Below are 21,201 nucleotides of genomic sequence, written 5' to 3' on the forward strand. Positions count from 1 at the left end.
CGATACTGTATTTTTCTGATTTTTTTTGAAATTTTTTAAATGCGGCATTTCAAATTCAAAACGGCAGGGTCAGGGCCAGCGAGACGATGGCTTTCCAGTGCGATTTGATAAACTTGAATGCCTCTTGCAGGAGATTGGAAACGGACTGAGGCTGAATGTCCATTACCATTGCAATCTCCTCACGTTCCATATCATTATAAAAACGAAGGAAGACAGCCTCTTTTTGCCGTTTGGGGAGTTCATTGAGCATTTCGGTCATACGGGAGGCTACCAGCCGGTCATTTTCGGATTCTATCAATTGGTACTCGACACTGAATTCGATATCGAAAACAATATCTGATTCATTGTAGTAATCCATGCAATCCATCCGCAGGCGCGACGCGAGGCGGTGCAGGCGGCGGCGTAGCGACGCCAGCAGGTAAGGTTTAGGCGGAATTTCCGGATTTAACGCGTTGCGCTTTTCCCAGACACTCAGAAAAACATCCTGAATGCAGTCCTTGATCAGCTCGCGGTCGCTGTTAAACTTCGTCCCATAGTGAAAAAGCAGGTCATAGGTACGATCAATAAGGTGTTCATAAGCGGTGACATCCCCCGCCAGCATTTCCCGCCACAGTTTCTGCTCTTCTTCGAAATACAAGTCCGGACGGAGTCCCGGACGGGTTAAGGCCTTCATGAAGACGGATGAATTTTAGACAGGTTCGAGAACAGAAAGCACCCCGGACTGCTTTCTTACTACCATACATTTCATTAAATCATGGAACAATTATACTTACTCAACTAACGCCAACCCTATACGCTGACGCCATTCTTACGATTTAAACATCGGCAGCGGATTGAGAGGATGGCGCAAAAAATTAGCGCTGATCTTTTTTATCAAAAACCAATGAAATCCGGCATTCGGGAACTTCCGGCGCAGGCGACGAAGCATTTGTGGGTTGGCACCGAATGTGAGCAGGCCTAGTGACACGTCGGTCCAGTCTGCTTTCCGAAAGGTTTCGACCGTTACTGAAAATGTACCGCGATAGGCCCTGATCTTGTGGTGCCAATAAATCATAGCTGTGATTTCGGCAACACCCGCGCCGCCTTGTGTGGTATTCAGGTAATGCTCAGCTTGCTCGATGGATGGCGGAAGGTAGTCGATCGTGTGGGCCGTCCAGATCCCGATGTCGTGAAATACGGCTGCAATGGCATATTTGTAGCGGTTTGCAGGGTCGGTATCGCGCATCACACAAGTTTCGAAAACCCGGTGAACGTGATTGGAATACTTTTCAAGGTCGGTACCGATTTCCTGTCTGAAACGTTCCAGGAGCTCGCCGATCAGCGGTTCGTGATCTCGCATCGCATTAAAATTGAGTGAATGCGATAATTTACGGATAATCGCGGTAATGGCATGAACTCCGGTGCTATTCGAAAATCTGTTTAGGTTTTGAAGGACTATTTCCGACTGCGATATGCAGCGAATCGGAGCCGAAATGCGTCTGCTAAGCAAGCAGTGACATACCAAAGGATTCAATGGTCATCTTGTGCGCAACAAGGATAAATCTGCCCTTTTGATACTTGATAAAAATAAGTTAAGTTGCAATAAGTTACAACACTATACAATTCAGTTACAAGACATTCCATATCATTTCCAGATCTGCAAGCCCTGTAAAAAATCTAAATCCAACAATAGCCAACCATGAAGACAAATCTATTTCTATTCGGCATTCTCATCATTTCTGCAATCGCCAGCCATGCACAAAACATCCAGGGAGGTCTTCGTCACGGCGGCACGTCCAGCCAGGTCATTTTTGTGATCAAAAACAATGGATCGACCACCATTACGGGAAACCTCACAGGGATAAAGTACACCCTCAGTTTCGGCAGTGGTAAGACCCCGATCAGAAGGAAATTCTTACCTACCTATCCCGACCCGAAAGACGTCATCAAGGATAATTCGTATTACAATTTTGGTGTAAAAAACATGCAAACATGGACCGGAAGTTTGCCCATCTCCCTCGCTCCGGGGGCCACGCTGGATCTGGTCGAATTTGAACTTTACGACGCGCAATGGGGGATCGGCGGGAATTCGAATATCGCCCTGATCGGAGGAGAAATCGAGGCATATCATGAGTGGTCAGTTAAGGTAAATGGTGTAGAAGCGGCTGATCAGGTCAACAGGTTTTTTAGTCCCGAACCCAGCGTAAACGTGTCTAATGATGCAACGCGAAGCTTATTATACATTCAATTGTTTGTCTTACCGCTCCCTGTGGTTTTGAAATCTTTCTCCGCTTCGAAAGAATTGAATCAGACCGTCTTGAATTGGGCTACCACCGAGGAATCCAATAGCCGACACTTCGAAATACAAAGAAGTCCGGATGCAAAACAGTGGTCTGCCATCGGAATTGTGACCTCGGAAGGCGAAAGCAAAGAGCTGAACAACTATACATTAGTCGATCCCACTCCGTTCGCCGGATCAAACTACTACCGGCTCAAAATGGTGGACAACGACGACTCATTCGCTTACAGTAAAATTGAGGTTGTCAACTTCCCCGAATTTTCGCAGGCCTGGCCCAATCCTACGTCGGGGGTGATCCATCTTTCACCGACTGTCGGCCGCAAAATCAAGGCAGCGCAACTTTGGGATATGTCGGGAAAACTGGTAAAAAGTTTCGAGCTATCGGCTGATAATACGGTCCATGTCGGCTCCACTGCCGGAGGGCTCTACCTGATGAAAATTTTACAAGACGACAACAGCCAGGTCACATCCAAGATTGTAGTTAACAAATAAAATCTGTGCTATTCGCTCCCGTGCTGAAAATCCGTTGATGATGGTAAAATTCAGCCGGGAGTGCATAGACTCGATCAATCAAGTCTATTCATTCTTCGAATTCGACTTATCAATAATCACCGCCAGCAAAATCACCAGCCCCTTCACCACCTGCTGCCAGAACGGCGATACATTCAAAAGGACCAAACCGTTGTTCAAAACCCCAATGATAATCGCTCCCTGCACGGTGCCGAGAATGCTCCCGCGTCCGCCCGAAAGCGAGGTGCCACCGATAACGACGGCCGCGATCGAATCCAGTTCATAGCTGATACCCGCGTTGGGTTGGGCGGAATCGAGGCGCGATGTGACCATGATCCCCCCCACCGCCGCGAGCGCTCCGGCAATAGTATACACGATTATTTTGACCTTATTGACATTGATGCCCGATAACCGCGAGGCACTTTCATTGCCTCCAATGGCGTAAATGTAACGGCCAATGCGGGTTTTATCGGTAAGGAAAACGGCGAGCGCCACCACCACGATAGAAATCCAGACCGGCACCGGAATACCCAGAAACCAGCCCGTACCGATAAACAGAAACGTATCTCCCAGCCCGCTGATCGGGAAACCGCCCGTCCAGAGCATGGTAAGGCCCCTCGCGACAGTAAGCATGGCCAACGTAGCCACAAAAGGCGGCACGTTGAACTTGGTGATGGCCCAGCCATTGAATGCGCCCATCGCCGAGCCGGAAAGCGCGCCCGCAAGAATTGCGCCCAACACTGTAAAGCCGATAAACAGATTTTGGCCCGGCAATTCAATACCGTTTTTAAGCAAACCCGCCGTAATAGCCCCGCATAATGCAAGTACCGAGCCGACGGATAAATCAATCCCCGCAGTTAGCACAATCAGAGTCATCCCCACCGAAATGCAGATATTGACCGAAATCTGCCGCATAACGTTCCAAAGGTTCGAAAACGTCAGAAACTTGTCCGACAAAATGCTTAATGCGAGGCACAGCAGGAACAGCGCGATGAGCGACTGGAACTTGGCAAGGTTTTTGGGGCTGTATGCAATAGGCATTAGGCTGTATACTTATGTTGAATGTTCATGTTTACTGCGTCGTAAAAGTGCTTACAGCCTACTGCATAGAACTTATAGCCTTTTTCAAAATCCCATCCTCCGACGCTTCGCTTGCCAGAAACTCGCCCGTCAGACGCCCCTCCGCCATTACCAGGATGCGGTCGGAAATGGCCAGAATTTCGGGGAGTTCGGAAGACACCATTAAGATACCCAAACCTTCGTCGGCAAGCCTGATAATGAGTTTGTAAATCTCCGTTTTGGCATTGATGTCGATGCCGCGCGTCGGTTCGTCGAGCAAGAGCACTTTCGGGCGCGTCGCCAGCCATTTGGCGAGCACGATCTTCTGCTGGTTGCCTCCGCTGAGGTTTTTAGCCTTCTGTTCTTTGTCTGGCGTTTTAATGCGTAACTCACTGATATAGTGATCAGCCAACTCACATTCTTTCGAGTCGCTGAGCGTGCCCAGCCGCTCCATTTCCTGCAATGTGGTGAGGCTGATATTGTTTTTTACTCCCAGGCCGAGCACGAGACCGTCTTTCTTCCGGTCCTCGGGTACGAGCGCGAGCCCGGCTGCGATGGCACGCGCGGGAGAATCGCAACAAATGGATTGTCCGCCGAGCAGCACCTGCCCGCTAGAACGTGCCGGATGGAGCCCGAAAATGGTTTCAAGCAACTCGGTACGTCCTGCACCCATTAGTCCGAAAAGACCTACAATTTCCCCTTTACCTATGTTAAAAGAAACATTGCTCAGCACATTCCCCGCTTTCAACTGGCTTGTTAGGCTCAGGTTCTTCACTTCCAGCAACGGTTCGCACACGCCGCGGTCAGTGGTTTTACGCATAACCTCAATTTTCCGCCCCACCATTTTACTGATCAGCTGATCCTGGGTCATGCCCGCCATTTCGCCGGATTCGATACTTTTACCGTCCCGCAGTACCACGTAATTATCGGCAATGCGGAAGAGCTCGTCGAGCTTGTGCGAAACATACACAACGGCTTTGTTTTGGGACTTAAGATCGGCGACAATATCGAAAAGGACTTCCACTTCCGCGCCCGTAATAGCGGAGGTCGGCTCATCCATGATGATCAGTTCCGCGTCGGTAAGCAGCGCTTTGGCGATTTCGACGATCTGCTGCTGCCCTACCTTGAGCTTAAAAACCTGCGAATCGGGATTGACTTTCAGCTTCAACCGGTCGAGCAATTCCTGCGTGCGCTTACGCATGCGGCTTTTGTCCATTGTGCCATACTGGGTCACGAATTCGCGGCCCAGGAAAATATTTTCAGCAATGGTCAAATAGGGAATCAGGTTCAGTTCCTGGTGGATGATCGCCACACCGTGCTGCTGCGCGTCTTTCGGGTCCGAGAACCGCGCCGGTTCTCCTTTGTAATAAAATTCCCCTTCAAAATCCGGGTAAACGCCCGACAAGATCTTCATCAATGTCGATTTTCCCGCCCCGTTTTCGCCGATCAGAGCCGTAACCTTGCCCGCTTCGATCGACAGTGAGACTTCGTCCAGCGCAACCACACCCGGAAACCGCTTCGTAACCTTCTTCACTTCCAACAATGTCGCTGTTTCCGTCATGGCTTTTCGATTTGGAGACTTACGGGAATAACTTCAATGTCATTCACCTGCAAATGCTCGCGGTTCAGTTCGATCGCGCCGTGAAATACCACGCGATCACCTTTTTTTACTTTGGATTTGAATGCCCGCACCACCTTTTCGCGGATCAGCTTGTTGATCTCGGCCGATACGTTATTAAAATCCATGGAATTTGTAAATGCATTAATATCGATAGCGCCCGAAGCATCGCGGACCGCATTGCCGAAAATGTATTCGGTAGCAATGCGCGCTTCATTCCCGCCCACTTTCAACGTCACCTCATTCTCCTCCACATCGCTTACAACACCTGCTCCTTTTACGAGGAAATAACGGATGTTACCAATGCCCAACGCGTGTGAATGCGCACTGAATGCTTTTTCCTTGTCGGTTTTCAAAAGTGTGGTCAATGCGTTCAGGTCCACGGCTTTGGAAAGGCCCGGCGTTAGCTTTTTTTGCCAGAAATCCCTGGCATAACGGGCGGCGTCGAATGACGTGGTGCCGGCCTTCACTTCATCCAGCTTTTTAAAATACACCGAATTATAAGCCAGTAATGCAATCACCGCCACGTAAATCAGGTATCGGATCGGTTTAGGCATAGCTATTCTTTTTCGCCGTAAGCGGCATAATTTTCGACATTATCCTTTTTCACCAACTCCACAGCCACCGGCATTTTGCCCGGAAAATCACGTTTTCCTTTGAAGTACTCGTCGGCAAAAGTGGCTGCCGTCTGCGCCATTACCTCCGGAAACTGCATGCCTGTTGCCAATATCTTCCCGTCCTGAATAGATTTCACCACATCCTCGGCACCATCGAAGCCAAATACCTTCACGCGATCGGCCTTTCCGGAAGCAACCAATGCCTGGTAAGCGCCCATGGCCATGGCGTCGTTGCCGCAGAATACCCCATCGATATCCGGATGCGCTTGCAGGATCGATTCCATCACTTCCATGGCCTTGTTACGGTCGAAATCGGCACTTTGCTGTGCGACCATTTTTAAACCCGGATAGAAATCCACCACGCTGTGAAAGCCCTTCGAACGGTTCCAGGTGTTGTTATCGCCTACCATCCCGAGGATTTCGACGTATTTACCTTTCTTGTTTAATGTCTCGACGAAATACTTCCCGATAGCCACGCAGCCGGAATAGCTGTCGGACAGGATCTGCGAAGTAGCAGCGCCATTGGCATTCACCTCCCGGTCCATGCAAAACACCGGTACGCCCGCTGCTACTGCATTCTTCACATTCACAATGGATCCGTCGGCATCGGTAGGATTGAATAGAATGGCGTCGTAGCCCGACGCAATCGCATTGTCGAAATGGTCGGTTTCCTGGGCGGTATTGTTTTGGGAATCAAATATTTTGGATTCATAGCCCAGCTGCTTCGCTTTCGCCTCGGCTTTTTGAGCGAGGAAAACGAACCAAGGGTTGTTTAGGGTCGACACGACGATCGCGATCTTCTTCGGCTCGTTTTCGGATTTTTTTGTTTTACAACCTGTAAATCCAAGCCCGAACAGGATACTAAAAAGTGCTATCCGGTAATGTATGCTGATTTTCATGCTTCAATGGGTTTAGACGGCTGCACTTACTGGCCCCCGGCCAGGGGGCCCGGCTAGGGGTACACGGTCACAATCACGCGCTGGTAACGCGTCAGCGCGGGCGAGCCATTGTCGGTAACGGCCAGTACCACGTGAATCGTCTCCGGTTTTTCCACCTTTGGAGCCACAAAAGACGTCTGTGTGGCTTTTATATCCTTAATGCCGAGCGATTCTTTGATATTGTAACTACCCGGCTCCGGGTAATAGATCCACTCGTAGGCTAATGCGTTGCCATCCGGGTCCTGCGAACCTTCCGCACTCAGCTGCACGGTTTCACCCACTTTGGCATGAATGCGCGTACCGCCTTTCACGACGGCTTTTGGCGGATGATTAGCCTCTTTGTAAGGCTTGATCGTCCAATCCATCCGCGCTGCGAAATCGTACTGAAATGCTTCGCGCCAACGCCAGAGCGTCGCTTTGTTGCTGGTATGGTAGGCACCGTCCACGCCTTTCACCTCGTCCATCGCGTCGGTATAGATCGGACGGGTTTCGGGTTCATAAAAATATTTGAGTGTACGCGGCGTATAAAGTTCGTACCGCCCGCCCCAGCCGCCGTACTCGGGGTGCTCGGGATCGTTTAAGCCATTATCAATCAATCCTAAAAAAGAAGGTGTATCGCCCTCCATCAGGAATTTGGTAAATGGATATTCCTTGCCCATCGGGCCGTGGCTGCGTACGTGCTCGTCGAGCCAGGGGTTGTCTACTATTTCAAAGTTAGCGCCTGCAAAACGGCCGTGAAACTTGTCACCGCTGATGCCCGACCAGGTGGCATAGTGGTAAGCGCCCGCCGCGTGATAGCCGGGGCTGCCCACGTAAAACAATTCCGGAAAATTCTTACGGATCCACGGACCTGTATCGTCCTGATCCGAAATAGTATACATTCTTATTTTAGACACAAACTTCTTAACGTCTTCTGGCGAACGGGTCATTTTAACCTTCCAAAGTGCCTGTGCCAAGCAGTTGGCACCGCCCCAGACGGGAATCCATACCGGCCGATCGTCTTTTTTATCTACTACTTTGATAATCCATTCAGAACCTTCCGAATCTTTGCCCTTGCCTATTGCATTCAGGCCAAAATCGGGATAGGCGCTCTTAGTAATACTTATCAGATAGTCTGCCTCAGGATAACCTTTTTCGTGCAAAAGCAGGTTCGGACGCACTTTGCGGTAGGCTTCTATGAGCTGTTTGATTTTTTCCGGTGCCACCCGTTTTTGCTGGTGAATGGAGGTCGTGGCTACGAGGCCCTCGATGTCCCATTGATTGGAATAGGTCAAAAACCGGATCATCGACTGGGTGTCGTCCGGCTCGTTCTCAATGTCTGTCAGTACCAGCACGCGGTGTTTGGGCGTGTCCACGCCGGGCGCTTCCTGTGCACACGCGACGCGGCCGGCTGCAAGAAGCAGCACGGCAGCACAGCACATTTGTCTTATCAGTTTCATAAATTTTGACCAAATAACCCTATTTGAAAAATACCTGATGCTACAACGACTAATTAACCGACCGTTTACACTTACACGGACTGTTGCTTACCTGACAAGGCCAAGTGCCGCGGCGGCGATGCCTCCTTCCGAAATGCCGTAATGGTTGAAAATTTCTGTTTGAGAGCCGGTAACGGTGTATTCATCGGGAATACCCATGATCTTGAACCGGTTATGAAAGTTATGCTGAATCAAAAACGAAGCGCAAGCCTCACCAAGCCCCCCGTAAATGCTATGCTCTTCTACCGTAAGAACAGGCTGGCCGGCAGCAGCGATATTTTGCAAAAGATCGTAATCCAGCGGCTTGATCGTGTGCATGCTCACCACCGTGGCGGAGACATTGTACTCGCGTTCGAGCTTTTCGGCAGCCAGTAATGCAGGTGCCACCGTTTCGCCTGTTCCGATAATGGTAATGTCGCTTCCCTCTCGCACGATGCGCCCTTTCCCGAACCCGAAAGTCTTTTCATCCTCGGAAAGCAAAGGCATCTGTTTCTTGCCAAAGCGGATGTACACCGGAATATTGCTTTCCGCAGCCAGCAAAATGGCTTGCTCCGTTTCGAAATTATCTGCCGGAGCTACTACTATAATGTTGTTAATGGTGCGCAAAACGGCAAAATCGTGCAAGCTGTGGTGCGTGGAGCCCAATGCGCCATAGCTCACGCCGGCACTGATACCGATCAGCTTCACCGGGTTGTTGGAGTAGGCCACATCGTTTTTGATCTGTTCCAACGCGCGGGCCGTCAGGAAACAGGCGGGAGAAACGGCAAAAACCTTTTTACCTGCCGAAGCCAAACCTGCCGAAACGCCCACGAGGTTTTGCTCGGCAATGCCTACCTCGATGATCTGCTCGGGAAATTTTTGCCCGAACGGCACCAGTTTTCCGGAGCCGCGCGAGTCGCTCGTTACCACGATAATGTCCCTGTCGGTTTGGGCGAGGTGCTGCAATGTGCCTGAAAAAACTTCCAGGTTAGCACGCTGGCTCACAGCAATGTTCTCGATAGTCGCATCCAATATTTTTTGCATTTAAATTGGTTATCGGGAGTGGCTCAGGAAAGTGTTTCTTCCAGAAGGTCCAGTTCCTGTATCGCATCGGCATACTGCTTTGGATCGGGTACGCCGTGGTGCCATTTCAATTGGTTTTCCATATAACTCACACCCTTGCCCTTCACGGTGTGCGCGATAATCAGGCTTGGCTTGCCTTTTTCAAAGGGTAATGCATCAAATGCCGCCATAAGCGCTCCCATATCGTGCCCATCCACATTCCGCACGGCCCATCCGAATGCTTCAAATTTCTCGTCGACAGGATCGGTATTACACACGGCGCTGGTTGGGCCGCTGATTTGCAAGGTGTTTTTATCCAGAATAGCGCAAAGGTTGTCGAGCTTGTAATGCGCTGCCGACAATGCAGCCTCCCAGTTGGACCCTTCGGGCAGTTCCCCGTCGCCCAGGATGGTGAACACGCGGTAATCGCGCTTGTCGAGCTTGCCCGCGATAGCAGTCCCCACGCTGAGCGAAAGTCCGTGGCCCAATGCACCGGTATTTTGCTCCACGCCATGCACTTTGCGGGTAGGGTGGCCTATGTAATGCGATTGGTATTTGCACAAAGTATCCAGATCCGATTCCGGGAAAAAGCCCCGGGAGGCGAGCACCACATACAACGCTTCCACCGTGTGTCCCTTGCTTTGAATATACCGGTCGCGGTCGGGCGAGTCGAAATGGTCGGCGTCGACATGCATCGTGTAATTGTAGAGCACATTCAAAATATCGATACACGACAGGCTGCCGCCGGTATGCCCTGCTTTGGCCTGGTAGATATATTTGAGTATTTTCTTACGGTATTCCACCGATTTCTGCGTCAGTTCCTTTTCCGACATGACTTTTAGCATTAGTCCGGCATTGCCGGTATTTGTAATTCCGATAGTTCAGGGTTTCAGTTTTGCGAAACGAGTTCGCGGTCGGGCATGCGGGTGGGGTTCGGTTGCTGCGTGGGTTCGTCGAACACCTGCACTTCCCAGCCCATATAGTTGCCCAAAGCTTCTTTCAATATGCCCGCCGTTTTGGATGCATTCATCACCACATGGTGTTCGAAACCATTGCGGCAGATGTATTGCATGAGGTTTTGCAGGTTCGGAATCTCGGCCACGGCACGGTTACCGAATGTTTTCAGCGAATCGTCTGTCAGCCTACCCTCGCCTATGTACGCCTTCATTACGCCGCGCGGGTCGTCCGTGCTGATGCGCCCGTACGTGAGCGGCATTGCGGGCGTGCGGCCAGCCAATGCACCCCAGGTATTCTCTTCTCCCACCGATGTGCCCAGAATCGGCGCCGTCGCGATTTCGATATCCGGCAAGAACGATTTTGCCCAGTTACCGCAGTGGAAAAGCACGCATTTGTTATCGTCGTTGGCGTAGTTGTTATTCCAATCCACCAGCGCGCTCGGCGAGCCCGAGGCCAGTTGCAATGCATACATACTTAATGTACCCGTCACATCCACCTCACAGCCGCTCGGCATCATATTTTCGCTCATCATGCTCATGCTCGTGCATACATTACAGCCATAATTCTGCTGCACCGAAGTCCAGCATTGAATGGCCGTTGCATCCAGTGCATTCGCCTCAATAAAATCTCCCAAAACCACGTCCAGCTTCGCCATTTGGATCAATGCTTCATCAGGCGTGCGCCCCCGCGAGGCATAGGAAGTGATTTTGTCTAAACGCTCCTTCACTTTCAAATCCTGCGCGTGAAGCTTGTTGGCATTACCCAAAATCTCCGACAAATCGACCGTAACAACCGAAATGCCGTTGCGCTGCAAAATTTTCTCGCTGTAACGCACCGTGTTGAACCCGCCGGGGCGAGCACCGATAGCCCCTATGCGCACATTACGCAGCCCCTTGGTCACCCGGCAAACCGCCACGAAATCATTCAGATCTTTAATAAATGAAGGATCGGTCGGATGCACGACGTGTTTTGTGGTGAGCGTGTATTTAATACCAAATTGATACAAATTATTACAGGCGGAAATCTTCCCACACCACGAATCGCGGCGACGGGCTACATCCAGCTTGTCGAGGTCGTCGGGATAGCCCTGAACCAGCACGGGCACATTCAGATCGGCGAGTTTCAACGTTTCGGCGATACCCCGCTCATCCCCAAAATTGGGCAACACTACCAGCACGCCAATGATCTCATCCCGGTGTGCCCGGAATAATGCCGCACATTTCTGCGCGTCCTGAAACGTCTCGACACCACCCAGCTTCGTAGCCTCGGTGTCGAGCATAATGCCATTGATATTTAATTTTTTAAGTAAATCAACAATCTCCACCCGCGCCTCGGCCACCAGCCGGTCCGGAAAAAAATCCCTGTTACCAATAATGACTCCGATACTTTTCATATTCATGGTATGTATTAAAATCCGCTCCGTCCTTGCCTTCTTCCTTCCCCCGGAAACCTACTCCGCGATGATCAATTCAATCTCATTATCATGAAACAACTGCTGATGCTTCTCCTCGATCCCCGCGTCGGTGATGATGTAATCGATCAACGACAGCGCCCCGAGGCTCGCGAATGCGCTTTTTCCTACTTTCGTAGAATCCGCAACCAGGTAAGTCGTATCCGCTGCGTCGATCATCGCTTTTTTTACAACCAGGTCGGCGATACTCGGGTACGTAAGCCCTGCTTTCAGCGACAAGCCTGCCGTGGCGAGGAACAACTTCTGCACATTCAGGCCTTTGAAAAAATCAGCGGCTTTCTGACCCGTCAGCGACAAGGTAGGCGGCTTAAACTCGCCTCCGGTCATGATCACCTCGATGCCCGTTTCGGCTCCGAGGATTAATGCGATATTCAGCGCATTGGTAATCACCGTCAGGTGCTTATTACTGCCCCGCAGCTTCTTCGCAATCTCCGTCGTGGTAGAGCCCGAATCGAGGATGATCGTATCGCCATTGGAAATAAATTCCAGGCATTTGGCGGCGATCAGCTCCTTTTTATCGAGATTCTCCTGGTTGGCCAGCGAAAAATTGCGGACCTGATCTTCGACATTCTTCAAAAACGCCCCGCCGTGTTCCTTGATCACGAGGCCGTCTTTTTCGAGTTTGTCCAAATCCTGACGGATCGTTACCTCGGTTACTTTAAAGAGCCTGGCGAGATCGATCACCTTCGCCGAGCCATCTTCTTTTAACAGTTCAAGTATTTTCTCTCTTCTCTGATTTGCCAGCATTGTATCAACTTTTGTTTTTTACCTAAAAATAGATGGAAAAGAAACAATTCGTCACATACCGACAAAAAATAAACCTATTCACAGCTCAAATAGAACACCTAAACTTATTAAAAGCAAATTTACGTAAATAAAAGAAAATAAAAAGAGAAAATTGAAAATAATAGTGAGTTATCGTGCTACTATTTCTTTGTATATCAACAACAGTCTGATTTATGCTTCATTTTGCTATTCCAGTCATGCCACACAAATACGCTATAAAGTACCTGTTCACCGGGGCACTTGTACTGGGGATCAACGCTCTGGCCACCGGCCAATCCGGAAAGGAAGACAAATTACCCCCGCCTTCCGCGACCGAAGACTGGTCGTTCAAACCAGCGCTCGTGACGCCGGGCGAAACCTACGCGCAGCCGCCCTCCGATGCCATCGTGCTATACAGCGGCCAAACAGACCTCACCAAATGGGAGCATCCCGATGGCTCGCCCGTCAAATGGAAAACAGACGGCGAGGCGATTACCATCGTCCCAAAAGCTACCGACATTCGGACGAAGCAGAGGTTCGGCAACATGCAGCTTCACCTCGAATGGCGCACGCCCGACCCGTCCGAAGACAAGGATTTCAACCGTGGCAACAGCGGCGTGCTCATCATGGGCCTCTATGAATTGCAGATTTACGAATCCTGGAACTACAACACCAAAATTTACTACAACGGCCAGGCCGGCAGCGTCTACAAACAGCATGCCCCGCTGGTGAACGCCGCCAGAAAACCTCAAACCTGGCAGACCTACGACGTGATCTTCGAAGCCCCCGTCTTCCGCGCGGACAAGACGGTTGAGAAACCTGCCTACATGACGGTTTTTCACAATAATGTGTTGATTTTAAACCATGTAGAATTGAAAGGACCGATGGTGTATCAGGGTTATCCTAAATACAAATTCCACGACTCAAAGCTGCCTTTGCAATTGCAGGAACACGGGAGCCGGGTAAGTTTTCGGAATATTTGGGTTAGGGAGTTGTGAGGAAATCCGTTTGATAAGCAAGCAAGTGCATTTGGGAACAAAAATCACTCTCAACAACAATTGTTTTTAAAATTGAAGCTGTAACTTCATAAAGCAAACTTGTGGTTGTTGTTTCTCACAAAGCGATCAGAATATTCTGTTTAAATAATAGAGACCTGGAAGGCCCGCTAGACAATTGGTATAAAGGAGCCCTGAATGCGAGCTGGGCGAATTTTGCCGATGTCAAACAAACTTTCAACTCTGTCGATTCTGTTGGTAATGCCCTGTTTGTGTTTAATATAGGCGGCAACAAGTGTAGGCTAATAGCACGAATCCTGTTCAAGAAACGAACGCTATTCATTCGGTTCATTGGTACGCACAAACAATATGATGAAGTAAATTTGTCTACATTGTAAGACAGTGATATGGAAACTTTGCAATCAGAAAAGCAATACGAAGACGCATTGGAAGAGCTAAACAGCTTGATGAAAAAGGGCGACGAACATATTTCGGACGAAGAAGCGGACCGTGTGGAGGTGCTTGCGCTGGCGATCCAGGCATACGAAAAAATACATTATCCTTTCCCAATGCCAAAATCCATCCCGGAATTGGTCGAAAGTAAACGCTTCGAGCTTAATCTTACCCAGGCAGGTCTTGCCGATTTGCTGGGATTGGGGAAGGAAAGACTCTCCCAAATCCTGAATGGCCGACGAGAACCAGATGTCACGTTCTTAAAAGCAGTTTACCACAAGCTAGGTATTGACCCCGGTGTTTTGCTGGATAATGCATAAGCTACTACCTTACCAGCGGCAGCCAAACCGACATATCCCCATGCCCCCGGTTCCCCCAGGCATAATAAGGCACCAGTCGCACGGGAATGGTTTTGGGCGCCTCGGCTGATACTTCGCGGTACAACTTTTTGCTCCAATCCGAATTATCAACCAGCACCGCATCGCCCTGCAAGCTCATAATCGGGCTATTTTCGATGGTTAAAAGCGACGGTTTGAAGTTATTTTTAGCGCCGATCGCTACATCAAAGATCGTTTTACCTTGGGGCAGATCAATGGATTCCACACAATAAACGACCGGGCCACGCTTTACGGCGACCTGGTTACGGGTTTCCTCTACCAACGGATTGGATTCGATCAGTTTGACGGGCATATCGAGTGTTAATTCAATCTTATCGCCTGATTTCCAAGCTCTCCGAAGCTCAGCATAACTTCCCGAAGCCAGTTTAACAGTTTCCTTTTTACCATTAACCACCAAACCCGCATTGCTGCACCAGCCCGGAATGCGGAAAAATAATGACACCGCTTCTTTTGGCGCTTCTTCAAGCGTTATAGAGATTTTGCCATTCCACGGATAATCAGTGGTTTGTGTCAGGCGCAGCTTGCCCCCTTTAATCGCTGTTTGAAACTTATTCCCGCCATACAAATTAAAGAAAACACCCGCGTCTGCGAGACTATAAGCATACTGGCTCACTTCCGCGACTGTGCGGACTGTGTTCGGCGGACAGCAATTGGATTTCGAAATGTAGGCCTGCCGGTCCTTCTCCCAGCGTTGCTTGAACGGCAATGCATCGGAATAGGCCAAGGGATTGGTATATAAAAACTTGTCACCTTTGAGATTAATGCCGGAGAGCACGCTATTGTATAGTGCAAGCTCCACGATATCAGCATATTTGGCTTCGCCGGTGATTTGGAGCATGCGCCAGTTCCAGAGGACATTTCCGATGTTCGCGCAGGTTTCGTTGTGGGCGGTGAAGTTGGGCAACTGGTAGTCGCGGCCATATGCCTGATGGATCTTCTGGACTTCGTCGGGCTTGTAGGAGGTACCATCGGGTGAAACCCCGTCGTACAGTGCGCCACAGCCGCCGGTGACGTACATCTTGTGTTGGGTAACGTCGTCCCACATGGCGTGCAGCTGCGCGAGCAGCGCCTCGTCGCCGGTTTCTGCGTACACATCCGCTACGCCTGCGTACAGGTAATTGGCCCGCACAGCGTGACCCATCACTTTGGTTTGTTTCAAAAACGGAATGCGGTCCTGGTTGTCGTCGGTGCCTTCGGTGGCGCCTTTAATGGCGATCAGGTGCTTTACCAGGGTCAAATACTTTTCGTCGTGCGTGGTGCGGTAGAGCTCCGAGAGGCCCATGTAATGTGCCGGACAAATGGCATTGCGGCTTTGCTCGGGGGTGGCCGCATTATAGAAGGTTATCAGAAAATCGGCCGCTTTTTTGGCCACATCCAACATCGTGGTTTTGCCCGTGGCGCGGTAATGCACGCACGCGGCGGTCATGAGGTGGCCAAAGTTGTAGGCTTCGAAACTGAGGCGATCGGCGAACATTTTGCCCTCGCCCTGCTGCTTTTGCTCTATAATGGCTTTGGTATAAATGTACCCGTCCGCTCGTTGCGCTTTGGCGATCACCCCGATGGTTTTGTCCATCAGCCCGTCCAGTTTCGGGTCTTTCGTGGCCGCGTACAGGCTGGCTACTGCTTCAAATGTTTTGTAAAAATCGCCGTCGTGAAAAGACGGACCTTTAAAATTGCCGGGTTCGAGGCCCGCTGCGATCTCGAAATTGCGGAAGGAATGGCTGAGGTTCGGGTCGGTATAGATTTTCCAGAGCTGCGGCACCATCGTTTCGCGGCATACTTTGAAACGATCGGCCCAGAAGCCCTGCGTCCATTGCACGGCGGTCATGTCTGCGCCGTGGAGTTTCACGAATTTACTTTGTGAGGTATTCACAAGCGCCTTTTCCTGAGCAAATGCATGGAAGCTCAGCCCTATCGAAAGTGCAATAATGGTTTTAGTAGTTTTCATATTTTCAAAAATCAGCCATGCCTTTCCGGCAAAAACCTGCATTAGAATGGCTTGGTAATCAAATAATCTATTTTAAAAACCGCCTCCGGGTCCTGAATACCTGCATTTGGCAGGTCGTACATCTGGTCCGTGGGCGTATCGGCATCGGGAAAGCGGCGGGTTTCGCCGGTACGGAATGCAATGCGGCTCACAGCTTCCAGCGGGGCGAAAAGCACACCGGTCCCCACCTGTTTACCATTCACAACGACACTGTAAAGCCGCGTTTCGGTGTTGGCCTGCACCTTAATGTCGTAGCGCTGTCCTTTTTGGTATTCCAAAAGCGTTTTGTTGCGGTAGCCTGCTTTTAACCTGAATATCCCGGTTGAATCAAAAGACAAACGAATGCCCGGCGTACCCTTTGCATCGAGGAATTCTATGTCTAATAAACCGGTGTCGTTCTGGCTGGGCGTCACCGAAAATTCGGCATCCAGCTTTTTCGTCGCGGGAATCACGCGCTCAACGCGGGCATAGTCGAAGTGATCTGTATCTTTGATAATCAATGATTTACCATTTTGACCTTCACCAACACTTACCGGCGCCTGCAAAGGACTGTAAATATTCCATTCATCAAGTTCCTTACCATCCGGCATTTGCGCAAAGCGGTCGGTGGCGTGCTTTTCGGCCTTCTCGCGTACGGGAACGGGTATTCCCGACACCCAGATATCTTCCTTATTCATGCTGTAAGTCACCCAGATATTGCCGTCCGGTGGTGCGCCATCGCCTTCGGAAATACCACGGACGTATTGCGGGCCGTAGGATTTATAGTTGCCTCCGTAGCGCATTGAGGTGATTTCGCCATTTACTAGCAGCAGGTTTTTGTAATCCAAACCATCATCACTCACCGAAATCGCCAGCGGCCAGCGGAACTCGGAGGGATTATAAACCGTCGCGTACTTGCCGTCCGACGTTTTTTGCCCCCAGATTTTCGCATTACTATTCACAAAACCCGGCGCGCGCCTGGGATTGTACAGCCACGTTTTGCCCTCGTTCCTGCTGATACTGGTCAGTGCATTTTTCCAAAGACCGACCACACGGCCGTCGGGTAAGTGATAGGAACTGAATGCCTTATATTCCCCTTTCAAACTGATCACCGGGTCATTACGGTCAGCTTCTTCCACCCATTGCTGGGTTACGAGCTTATTGGCCAGCAGTTCGTCGCAGGCTTCTACAAAGCCTCTGTCCTCGCTTTCGGTGTACATTGGATAATCCGAAGGCGCTTTCCAAGACGCATTGTGCCGAATAAAATAGATCGGGCCGTAAGTACCATCTTTCCTAATCTCCCGCACCACCCGTCCGACCCCGTGACCGTCGTTCGGATCGTCTTTGGCATCGAGCACCATTCCGAAGTAGGCCAATGTGAGCAAACGGTTGCTTTTGGAGACATAAAAACCCATCCGCTGATGCATTACCGCGTACAAATCTTTCGCTACACCGGGGTGTCCCTCCTTTTTCGTACCGTCGGGAATTTTGTAAGGCGGGAAAATCGCAACCGGCTTCGTCCAGGTTTTACCGCTTTTCGAGGTTTGTAAAAGGGTCTGTCCCGGCGGGATGTGCTCACCGACGGGATTACTGAGATAATTCAAATAAAATGTACCATTCCAGTAGGCCAGCATCGGGGCGTGGTTATAGGTCCAGGTAATGGCCGAATCCCTGCTCGCATCGGTGCGGTTGGCCCGTAAAGTCTGGTACGAATGCACGCCGATGGCGGGGCTCAATTGTCCATGGTGGTAGTCGACATTCACAAGCGTTTTGCCTGTGTAACGAATGGTTTCCTGCGCATTTGCCGTTCCCATCGCCATCAAAAGGGCGAACATTCCTGCTAATTCCTTATGCATACCGTTATTTTTCCAACACCAAAACCCAATCGTTCCCGTTTCTAACCCCTCCGGGCGGGTCAAATGTTTTGATTCCTCTGTTTGTTACTTTTCCTAAAATCCGGGTTTGCCCTGTGCGCGGGTCATACCAGCTCGCATTCAACTTGGCACCACCTATTTTCCCCATATTAATCTTCATATCACGACCATTCCAGGTGTAAATCAATGCATAATCTTTCCCACGGGTGGCCAGCAGGCGATCGTAGCGTTCGCCATTTTCGGCAAGGAGCGACTGGTCGGGCACGCGCTCGAAATAGGGTTTCGAGTGCATCAGGTTTTTCAAATGGATCATCTGACCGGCCCCGGGATCGTCAATCGCCTCTTCCCAGGAAGGCAGTTTCGGGTCTCGTGCGTACCGCATTTGCATTACGCCATTGTTCCCGTACGTGAACCCGCAAGCGCCCGCGAACACCGACCAGTAAGCATATCGCCGCACGTCATCGGCCGTCCAAACGGGCAATGTCTTGTCGTGCAGGCCGTACCAGATGTTTTCGTACGATGGCTCGCCGTCGAGCACCGGTTTGATGGGCGTGCGGGCATAATCAGCCTCTACATAACGCCAGTTGTCCTCGCCATACCGCAAATCTTTGGCCTCATTATCCTGTGTATACGTGCGGTGGCCCGACTGGAACATATTGAAATCCAACCAGTCGCGATCATGAAACCATTTCGAAGACTGCATTCTGCCAAACGGATGAAAGGTAATGAGATGGTTCGGATCTTCCGCCCGCAAGGTACTGCCAATCGCTTCCCAGACATCAGGAACAACGTCACCCTGAATGTCCCCGCCATTGATCCATACAATATTGGACCGATCCCTGTAACGCCGCGCCAGAAACTGTGCATAGGCCCTCGCCTGCGCCGCGCTCGTCTTCCCGTTCTTCACCGCGTTGCCCCAAATAGGCACCATACCGATCTTAATGCCCTTCTCAGCAGCTTTTCCGACGACATAATCAACGTGATCCCAGTAATCATACTCCTCCGAACGCTCAAAAGCATTCCCGTCAGTCACTTTCGGCTCGCCCAAATCGTGGTTTGTCAAAGCGGAATCGCCATATACATTCACCGTTCTCAATGCCTGCACCACCATTACCTGCACCACATTAAAACCTTTTTGCTGCCGATCGGTAAGGTAGCGATCAGCTTCCTCCCGGGTGAGGCGATTGAAAAGCAGCCAGCCCGTATCGGCAAGCCAGAAGAACGGTTCCCCGTCCTGATCTGTGAAAAACCGCCCGTTTTCAGAAATTTTCAGCGTCTTCGACTGACTATAAACAGGCTTTGTGCCGGCGATAAAACCGGCACAAAGGAGCATCAGGAGTTTAAGGTTCAAGAGCTTAGAATCCATGCGTCAATACCCTGCATTCTGCGTAATCTTGGCGTTCTGATCCCTGACAAAGTTCGGAATCGGGAATACCAGTTTGTTTTGCGTTACGGGCTTGCCTTTTGCCACCAGGACATCTATCACGCGGTTGGTGCGTTTTAAATCAAACCAGCGATGAAATTCGAATGCGAGCTCCACGCGGCGTTCGTGCTCTACTGCCAATGCTACCGTGTTGTATTTCGCGGGGTAACCGGTTTCTCCGTACAATGGCAATCCGGCCCGTTTCCGCACCTGATTCAGGTAAGTGGCGTCGCCGGTCGCCTCGGAAAGTAACAGCAGCAGATCGGCGTAGCGCAGCACCATGAAATTGTTGTTCGCGGCGATGTTCTGGTTGATCAGCGGCGCGGTTTTATCCTGCCATTTTTTAGGGAATTTAGCTTTGGTAAAATTGCCTTTTGCATCTGTAAAGCCGGTATCGATCGAAGCCTCGCGGCGGCCGTCGCCTTTTTCGTATTCATTCCAGATATCGTCCACAACCTGATTCATACCTGCGCCGTAAAAGCCCAAAGCATTGGAATTCGGGAAAAATTCGAGGTAGTAGTTGCTGTAAGGCGATGTCGCCGAGCCTCCCAGGAACTGGATTTCAAAGATCGACTCTTTCGTATTTTTGTTTTTGGCATCCCAAAGCGATGCATAAGCCGGCAGCAAATCGTATTGCTTGCTGTCGTATACCTCTTTGAGCTCCTTCACGCCATTGGTTTTGTCGCCAACGGCCAGGTACACCTTCCCGAGCAAGGTTTGCGCAGCGCCCTTCGTAGCCCGGCCGGTGATCGCCGATGCAGCCGGAAGTTTGGATTTAGCTTCCGCCAGGTCTTTGGTAATCTGGGCGTAAATCTCAGTCGCCGGGGTACGCAGGATGTCGTAGGCTTCCGCCGCGCTTACCGGACGTGTTACCAGCGGCACATCGCCCCAGAGCTGTACCATATTATAGTAATACAGCGAGCGCAGGAAGAGCATTTCGCCTTGTGTCTGGGCCTTGTAGTTGGCATCGAGATCGGCGCCCTGGATCCTGTCCAAAATGATATTGATATTGTAGATCGAACGGTAGAAATCCTGCCAGAATTGGTACACCATCGTGTTTGCAGGAGCGAGCGTATAGTCACGGAACTGCCATTTGTCGGCTTGGTTGCCCGAAATGTTGTAGATCGTGACGTTGTCCGACATCAGCTCGCCGGCGTAGGAAACCGGGCCCTGCGGGTGATACACGGTATAAAGCGTGTTGTAGGCCGCATTGGCAGCGAGGTCGAAATCCGATTTTGTTTTGTAAAAATTCTCCGCACTCGGGTTCGATACCGGCGCCAGTTCGAGAAATGAGTCCTTGCAGCTCCATTGCGTAGCGATCAATGCGGCGAGGGCTATGGATTTGATATATCTTTTCATT

The 21,201-nt window shown here is 50.6% G+C and carries 19 protein-coding genes; 4 read left to right on the forward strand and 15 right to left on the reverse strand.

Features of this window, described 5'->3' with window-relative positions; genetic code table 11:
- Positions 1-55 precede the first annotated feature (55 nt).
- Both ACTJJJ_RS20020 and ACTJJJ_RS20025 read right to left on the reverse strand, forming a co-directional pair.
- Positions 56-673, reverse strand: coding sequence for an RNA polymerase sigma factor (locus ACTJJJ_RS20020; protein WP_188937847.1), 618 nt, complete (start codon positions 671-673; stop codon positions 56-58).
- Between the two features lie 135 nt (positions 674-808).
- A complete protein-coding gene (locus ACTJJJ_RS20025; RefSeq protein ID WP_440702784.1) occupies positions 809-1,339 on the reverse strand; it encodes a hypothetical protein in 531 nt (176 codons plus the stop codon).
- 339 nt (positions 1,340-1,678) lie between these two features.
- Here ACTJJJ_RS20025 and ACTJJJ_RS20030 point away from each other — a divergent pair, with 339 nt between their 5' ends.
- Positions 1,679-2,770 carry a T9SS type A sorting domain-containing protein gene (locus ACTJJJ_RS20030; RefSeq protein ID WP_188937845.1) on the forward strand — a complete coding sequence of 364 codons (1,092 nt, stop codon included), beginning with the start codon at positions 1,679-1,681 and terminating at the stop codon, positions 2,768-2,770.
- 84 nt (positions 2,771-2,854) lie between these two features.
- Here the strand turns inward: ACTJJJ_RS20030 and ACTJJJ_RS20035 are convergent, their stop codons facing one another.
- The 9 genes from ACTJJJ_RS20035 to ACTJJJ_RS20075 all read right to left on the reverse strand — a co-directional run bounded on the left by ACTJJJ_RS20035 (position 2,855) and on the right by ACTJJJ_RS20075 (position 12,714).
- Positions 2,855-3,829 carry an ABC transporter permease gene (locus ACTJJJ_RS20035; RefSeq protein WP_440702785.1) on the reverse strand — a complete coding sequence of 325 codons (975 nt, stop codon included), beginning with the start codon at positions 3,827-3,829 and terminating at the stop codon, positions 2,855-2,857.
- A gap of 58 nt (positions 3,830-3,887) precedes the next feature.
- On the reverse strand, positions 3,888-5,408 hold the full coding sequence (locus tag ACTJJJ_RS20040) for a sugar ABC transporter ATP-binding protein (protein WP_440702786.1): 1,521 nt from the start codon (positions 5,406-5,408) through the stop codon (positions 3,888-3,890).
- Positions 5,405-6,022 (reverse strand): DUF2291 domain-containing protein, encoded by a 618-nt coding sequence (locus ACTJJJ_RS20045; RefSeq protein ID WP_440702787.1) that lies wholly within the window; start codon positions 6,020-6,022, stop codon positions 5,405-5,407. The genes ACTJJJ_RS20040 and ACTJJJ_RS20045 overlap by 4 nt, the downstream gene beginning before the upstream one ends.
- 2 nt (positions 6,023-6,024) lie before the next feature.
- Positions 6,025-6,981, reverse strand: a complete 957-nt coding sequence (locus ACTJJJ_RS20050; protein ID WP_440702788.1) for a D-ribose ABC transporter substrate-binding protein — start codon at positions 6,979-6,981, stop codon at positions 6,025-6,027.
- Between the two features lie 53 nt (positions 6,982-7,034).
- Positions 7,035-8,459, reverse strand: a complete 1,425-nt coding sequence (locus ACTJJJ_RS20055; RefSeq protein ID WP_440702789.1) for a nucleoside hydrolase-like domain-containing protein — start codon at positions 8,457-8,459, stop codon at positions 7,035-7,037.
- Positions 8,460-8,546: 87 nt separating this feature from the next.
- Complete coding sequence (locus ACTJJJ_RS20060) at positions 8,547-9,521, reverse strand: transketolase family protein (RefSeq protein WP_440702790.1); 975 nt, start codon at positions 9,519-9,521, stop codon at positions 8,547-8,549.
- A gap of 23 nt (positions 9,522-9,544) precedes the next feature.
- Positions 9,545-10,372: a transketolase gene (locus ACTJJJ_RS20065; protein WP_440702791.1), complete on the reverse strand. Its 828-nt coding sequence runs from the start codon at positions 10,370-10,372 to the stop codon at positions 9,545-9,547.
- A 56-nt stretch (positions 10,373-10,428) separates the two neighbouring features.
- Positions 10,429-11,889, reverse strand: a complete 1,461-nt coding sequence (locus ACTJJJ_RS20070; protein WP_426295515.1) for an L-fucose/L-arabinose isomerase family protein — start codon at positions 11,887-11,889, stop codon at positions 10,429-10,431.
- A 57-nt stretch (positions 11,890-11,946) separates the two neighbouring features.
- Positions 11,947-12,714, reverse strand: coding sequence for a DeoR/GlpR family DNA-binding transcription regulator (locus tag ACTJJJ_RS20075; protein ID WP_090156563.1), 768 nt, complete (start codon positions 12,712-12,714; stop codon positions 11,947-11,949).
- Positions 12,715-12,950: 236 nt separating this feature from the next.
- Here ACTJJJ_RS20075 and ACTJJJ_RS20080 point away from each other — a divergent pair, with 236 nt between their 5' ends.
- The 3 genes from ACTJJJ_RS20080 (at position 12,951) to ACTJJJ_RS20090 (ending at position 14,500) form a co-directional block, all read left to right on the forward strand.
- Positions 12,951-13,730, forward strand: coding sequence for a 3-keto-disaccharide hydrolase (locus ACTJJJ_RS20080; protein WP_440702792.1), 780 nt, complete (start codon positions 12,951-12,953; stop codon positions 13,728-13,730).
- A 101-nt stretch (positions 13,731-13,831) separates the two neighbouring features.
- Positions 13,832-14,125, forward strand: coding sequence for a type II toxin-antitoxin system HigB family toxin (locus ACTJJJ_RS20085; RefSeq protein ID WP_440702793.1), 294 nt, complete (start codon positions 13,832-13,834; stop codon positions 14,123-14,125).
- Between the two features lie 9 nt (positions 14,126-14,134).
- Complete coding sequence (locus ACTJJJ_RS20090) at positions 14,135-14,500, forward strand: helix-turn-helix domain-containing protein (RefSeq protein WP_440702794.1); 366 nt, start codon at positions 14,135-14,137, stop codon at positions 14,498-14,500.
- Between the two features lie 4 nt (positions 14,501-14,504).
- Here the strand turns inward: ACTJJJ_RS20090 and ACTJJJ_RS20095 are convergent, their stop codons facing one another.
- The 4 genes from ACTJJJ_RS20095 to ACTJJJ_RS20110 are packed head-to-tail and all read right to left on the reverse strand — an operon-like array spanning position 14,505 to position 21,200.
- Entirely contained in the window at positions 14,505-16,526 is a 2,022-nt protein-coding gene (locus tag ACTJJJ_RS20095; protein ID WP_440702795.1) for an aceric acid hydrolase, read from the reverse strand.
- A 41-nt stretch (positions 16,527-16,567) separates the two neighbouring features.
- A complete protein-coding gene (locus tag ACTJJJ_RS20100; protein WP_440702796.1) occupies positions 16,568-18,400 on the reverse strand; it encodes a six-hairpin glycosidase in 1,833 nt (610 codons plus the stop codon).
- 4 nt (positions 18,401-18,404) lie between these two features.
- Positions 18,405-19,784, reverse strand: a complete 1,380-nt coding sequence (locus tag ACTJJJ_RS20105) for a glycoside hydrolase family 140 protein (protein ID WP_440702797.1) — start codon at positions 19,782-19,784, stop codon at positions 18,405-18,407.
- A 3-nt stretch (positions 19,785-19,787) separates the two neighbouring features.
- Positions 19,788-21,200, reverse strand: coding sequence for a RagB/SusD family nutrient uptake outer membrane protein (locus ACTJJJ_RS20110; protein ID WP_440702798.1), 1,413 nt, complete (start codon positions 21,198-21,200; stop codon positions 19,788-19,790).
- Position 21,201: the final 1 nt, after the last annotated feature.

This window comes from Dyadobacter sp. 22481, from assembly GCF_052044875.1.
Classification (GTDB): domain Bacteria; phylum Bacteroidota; class Bacteroidia; order Cytophagales; family Spirosomataceae; genus Dyadobacter; species Dyadobacter endophyticus.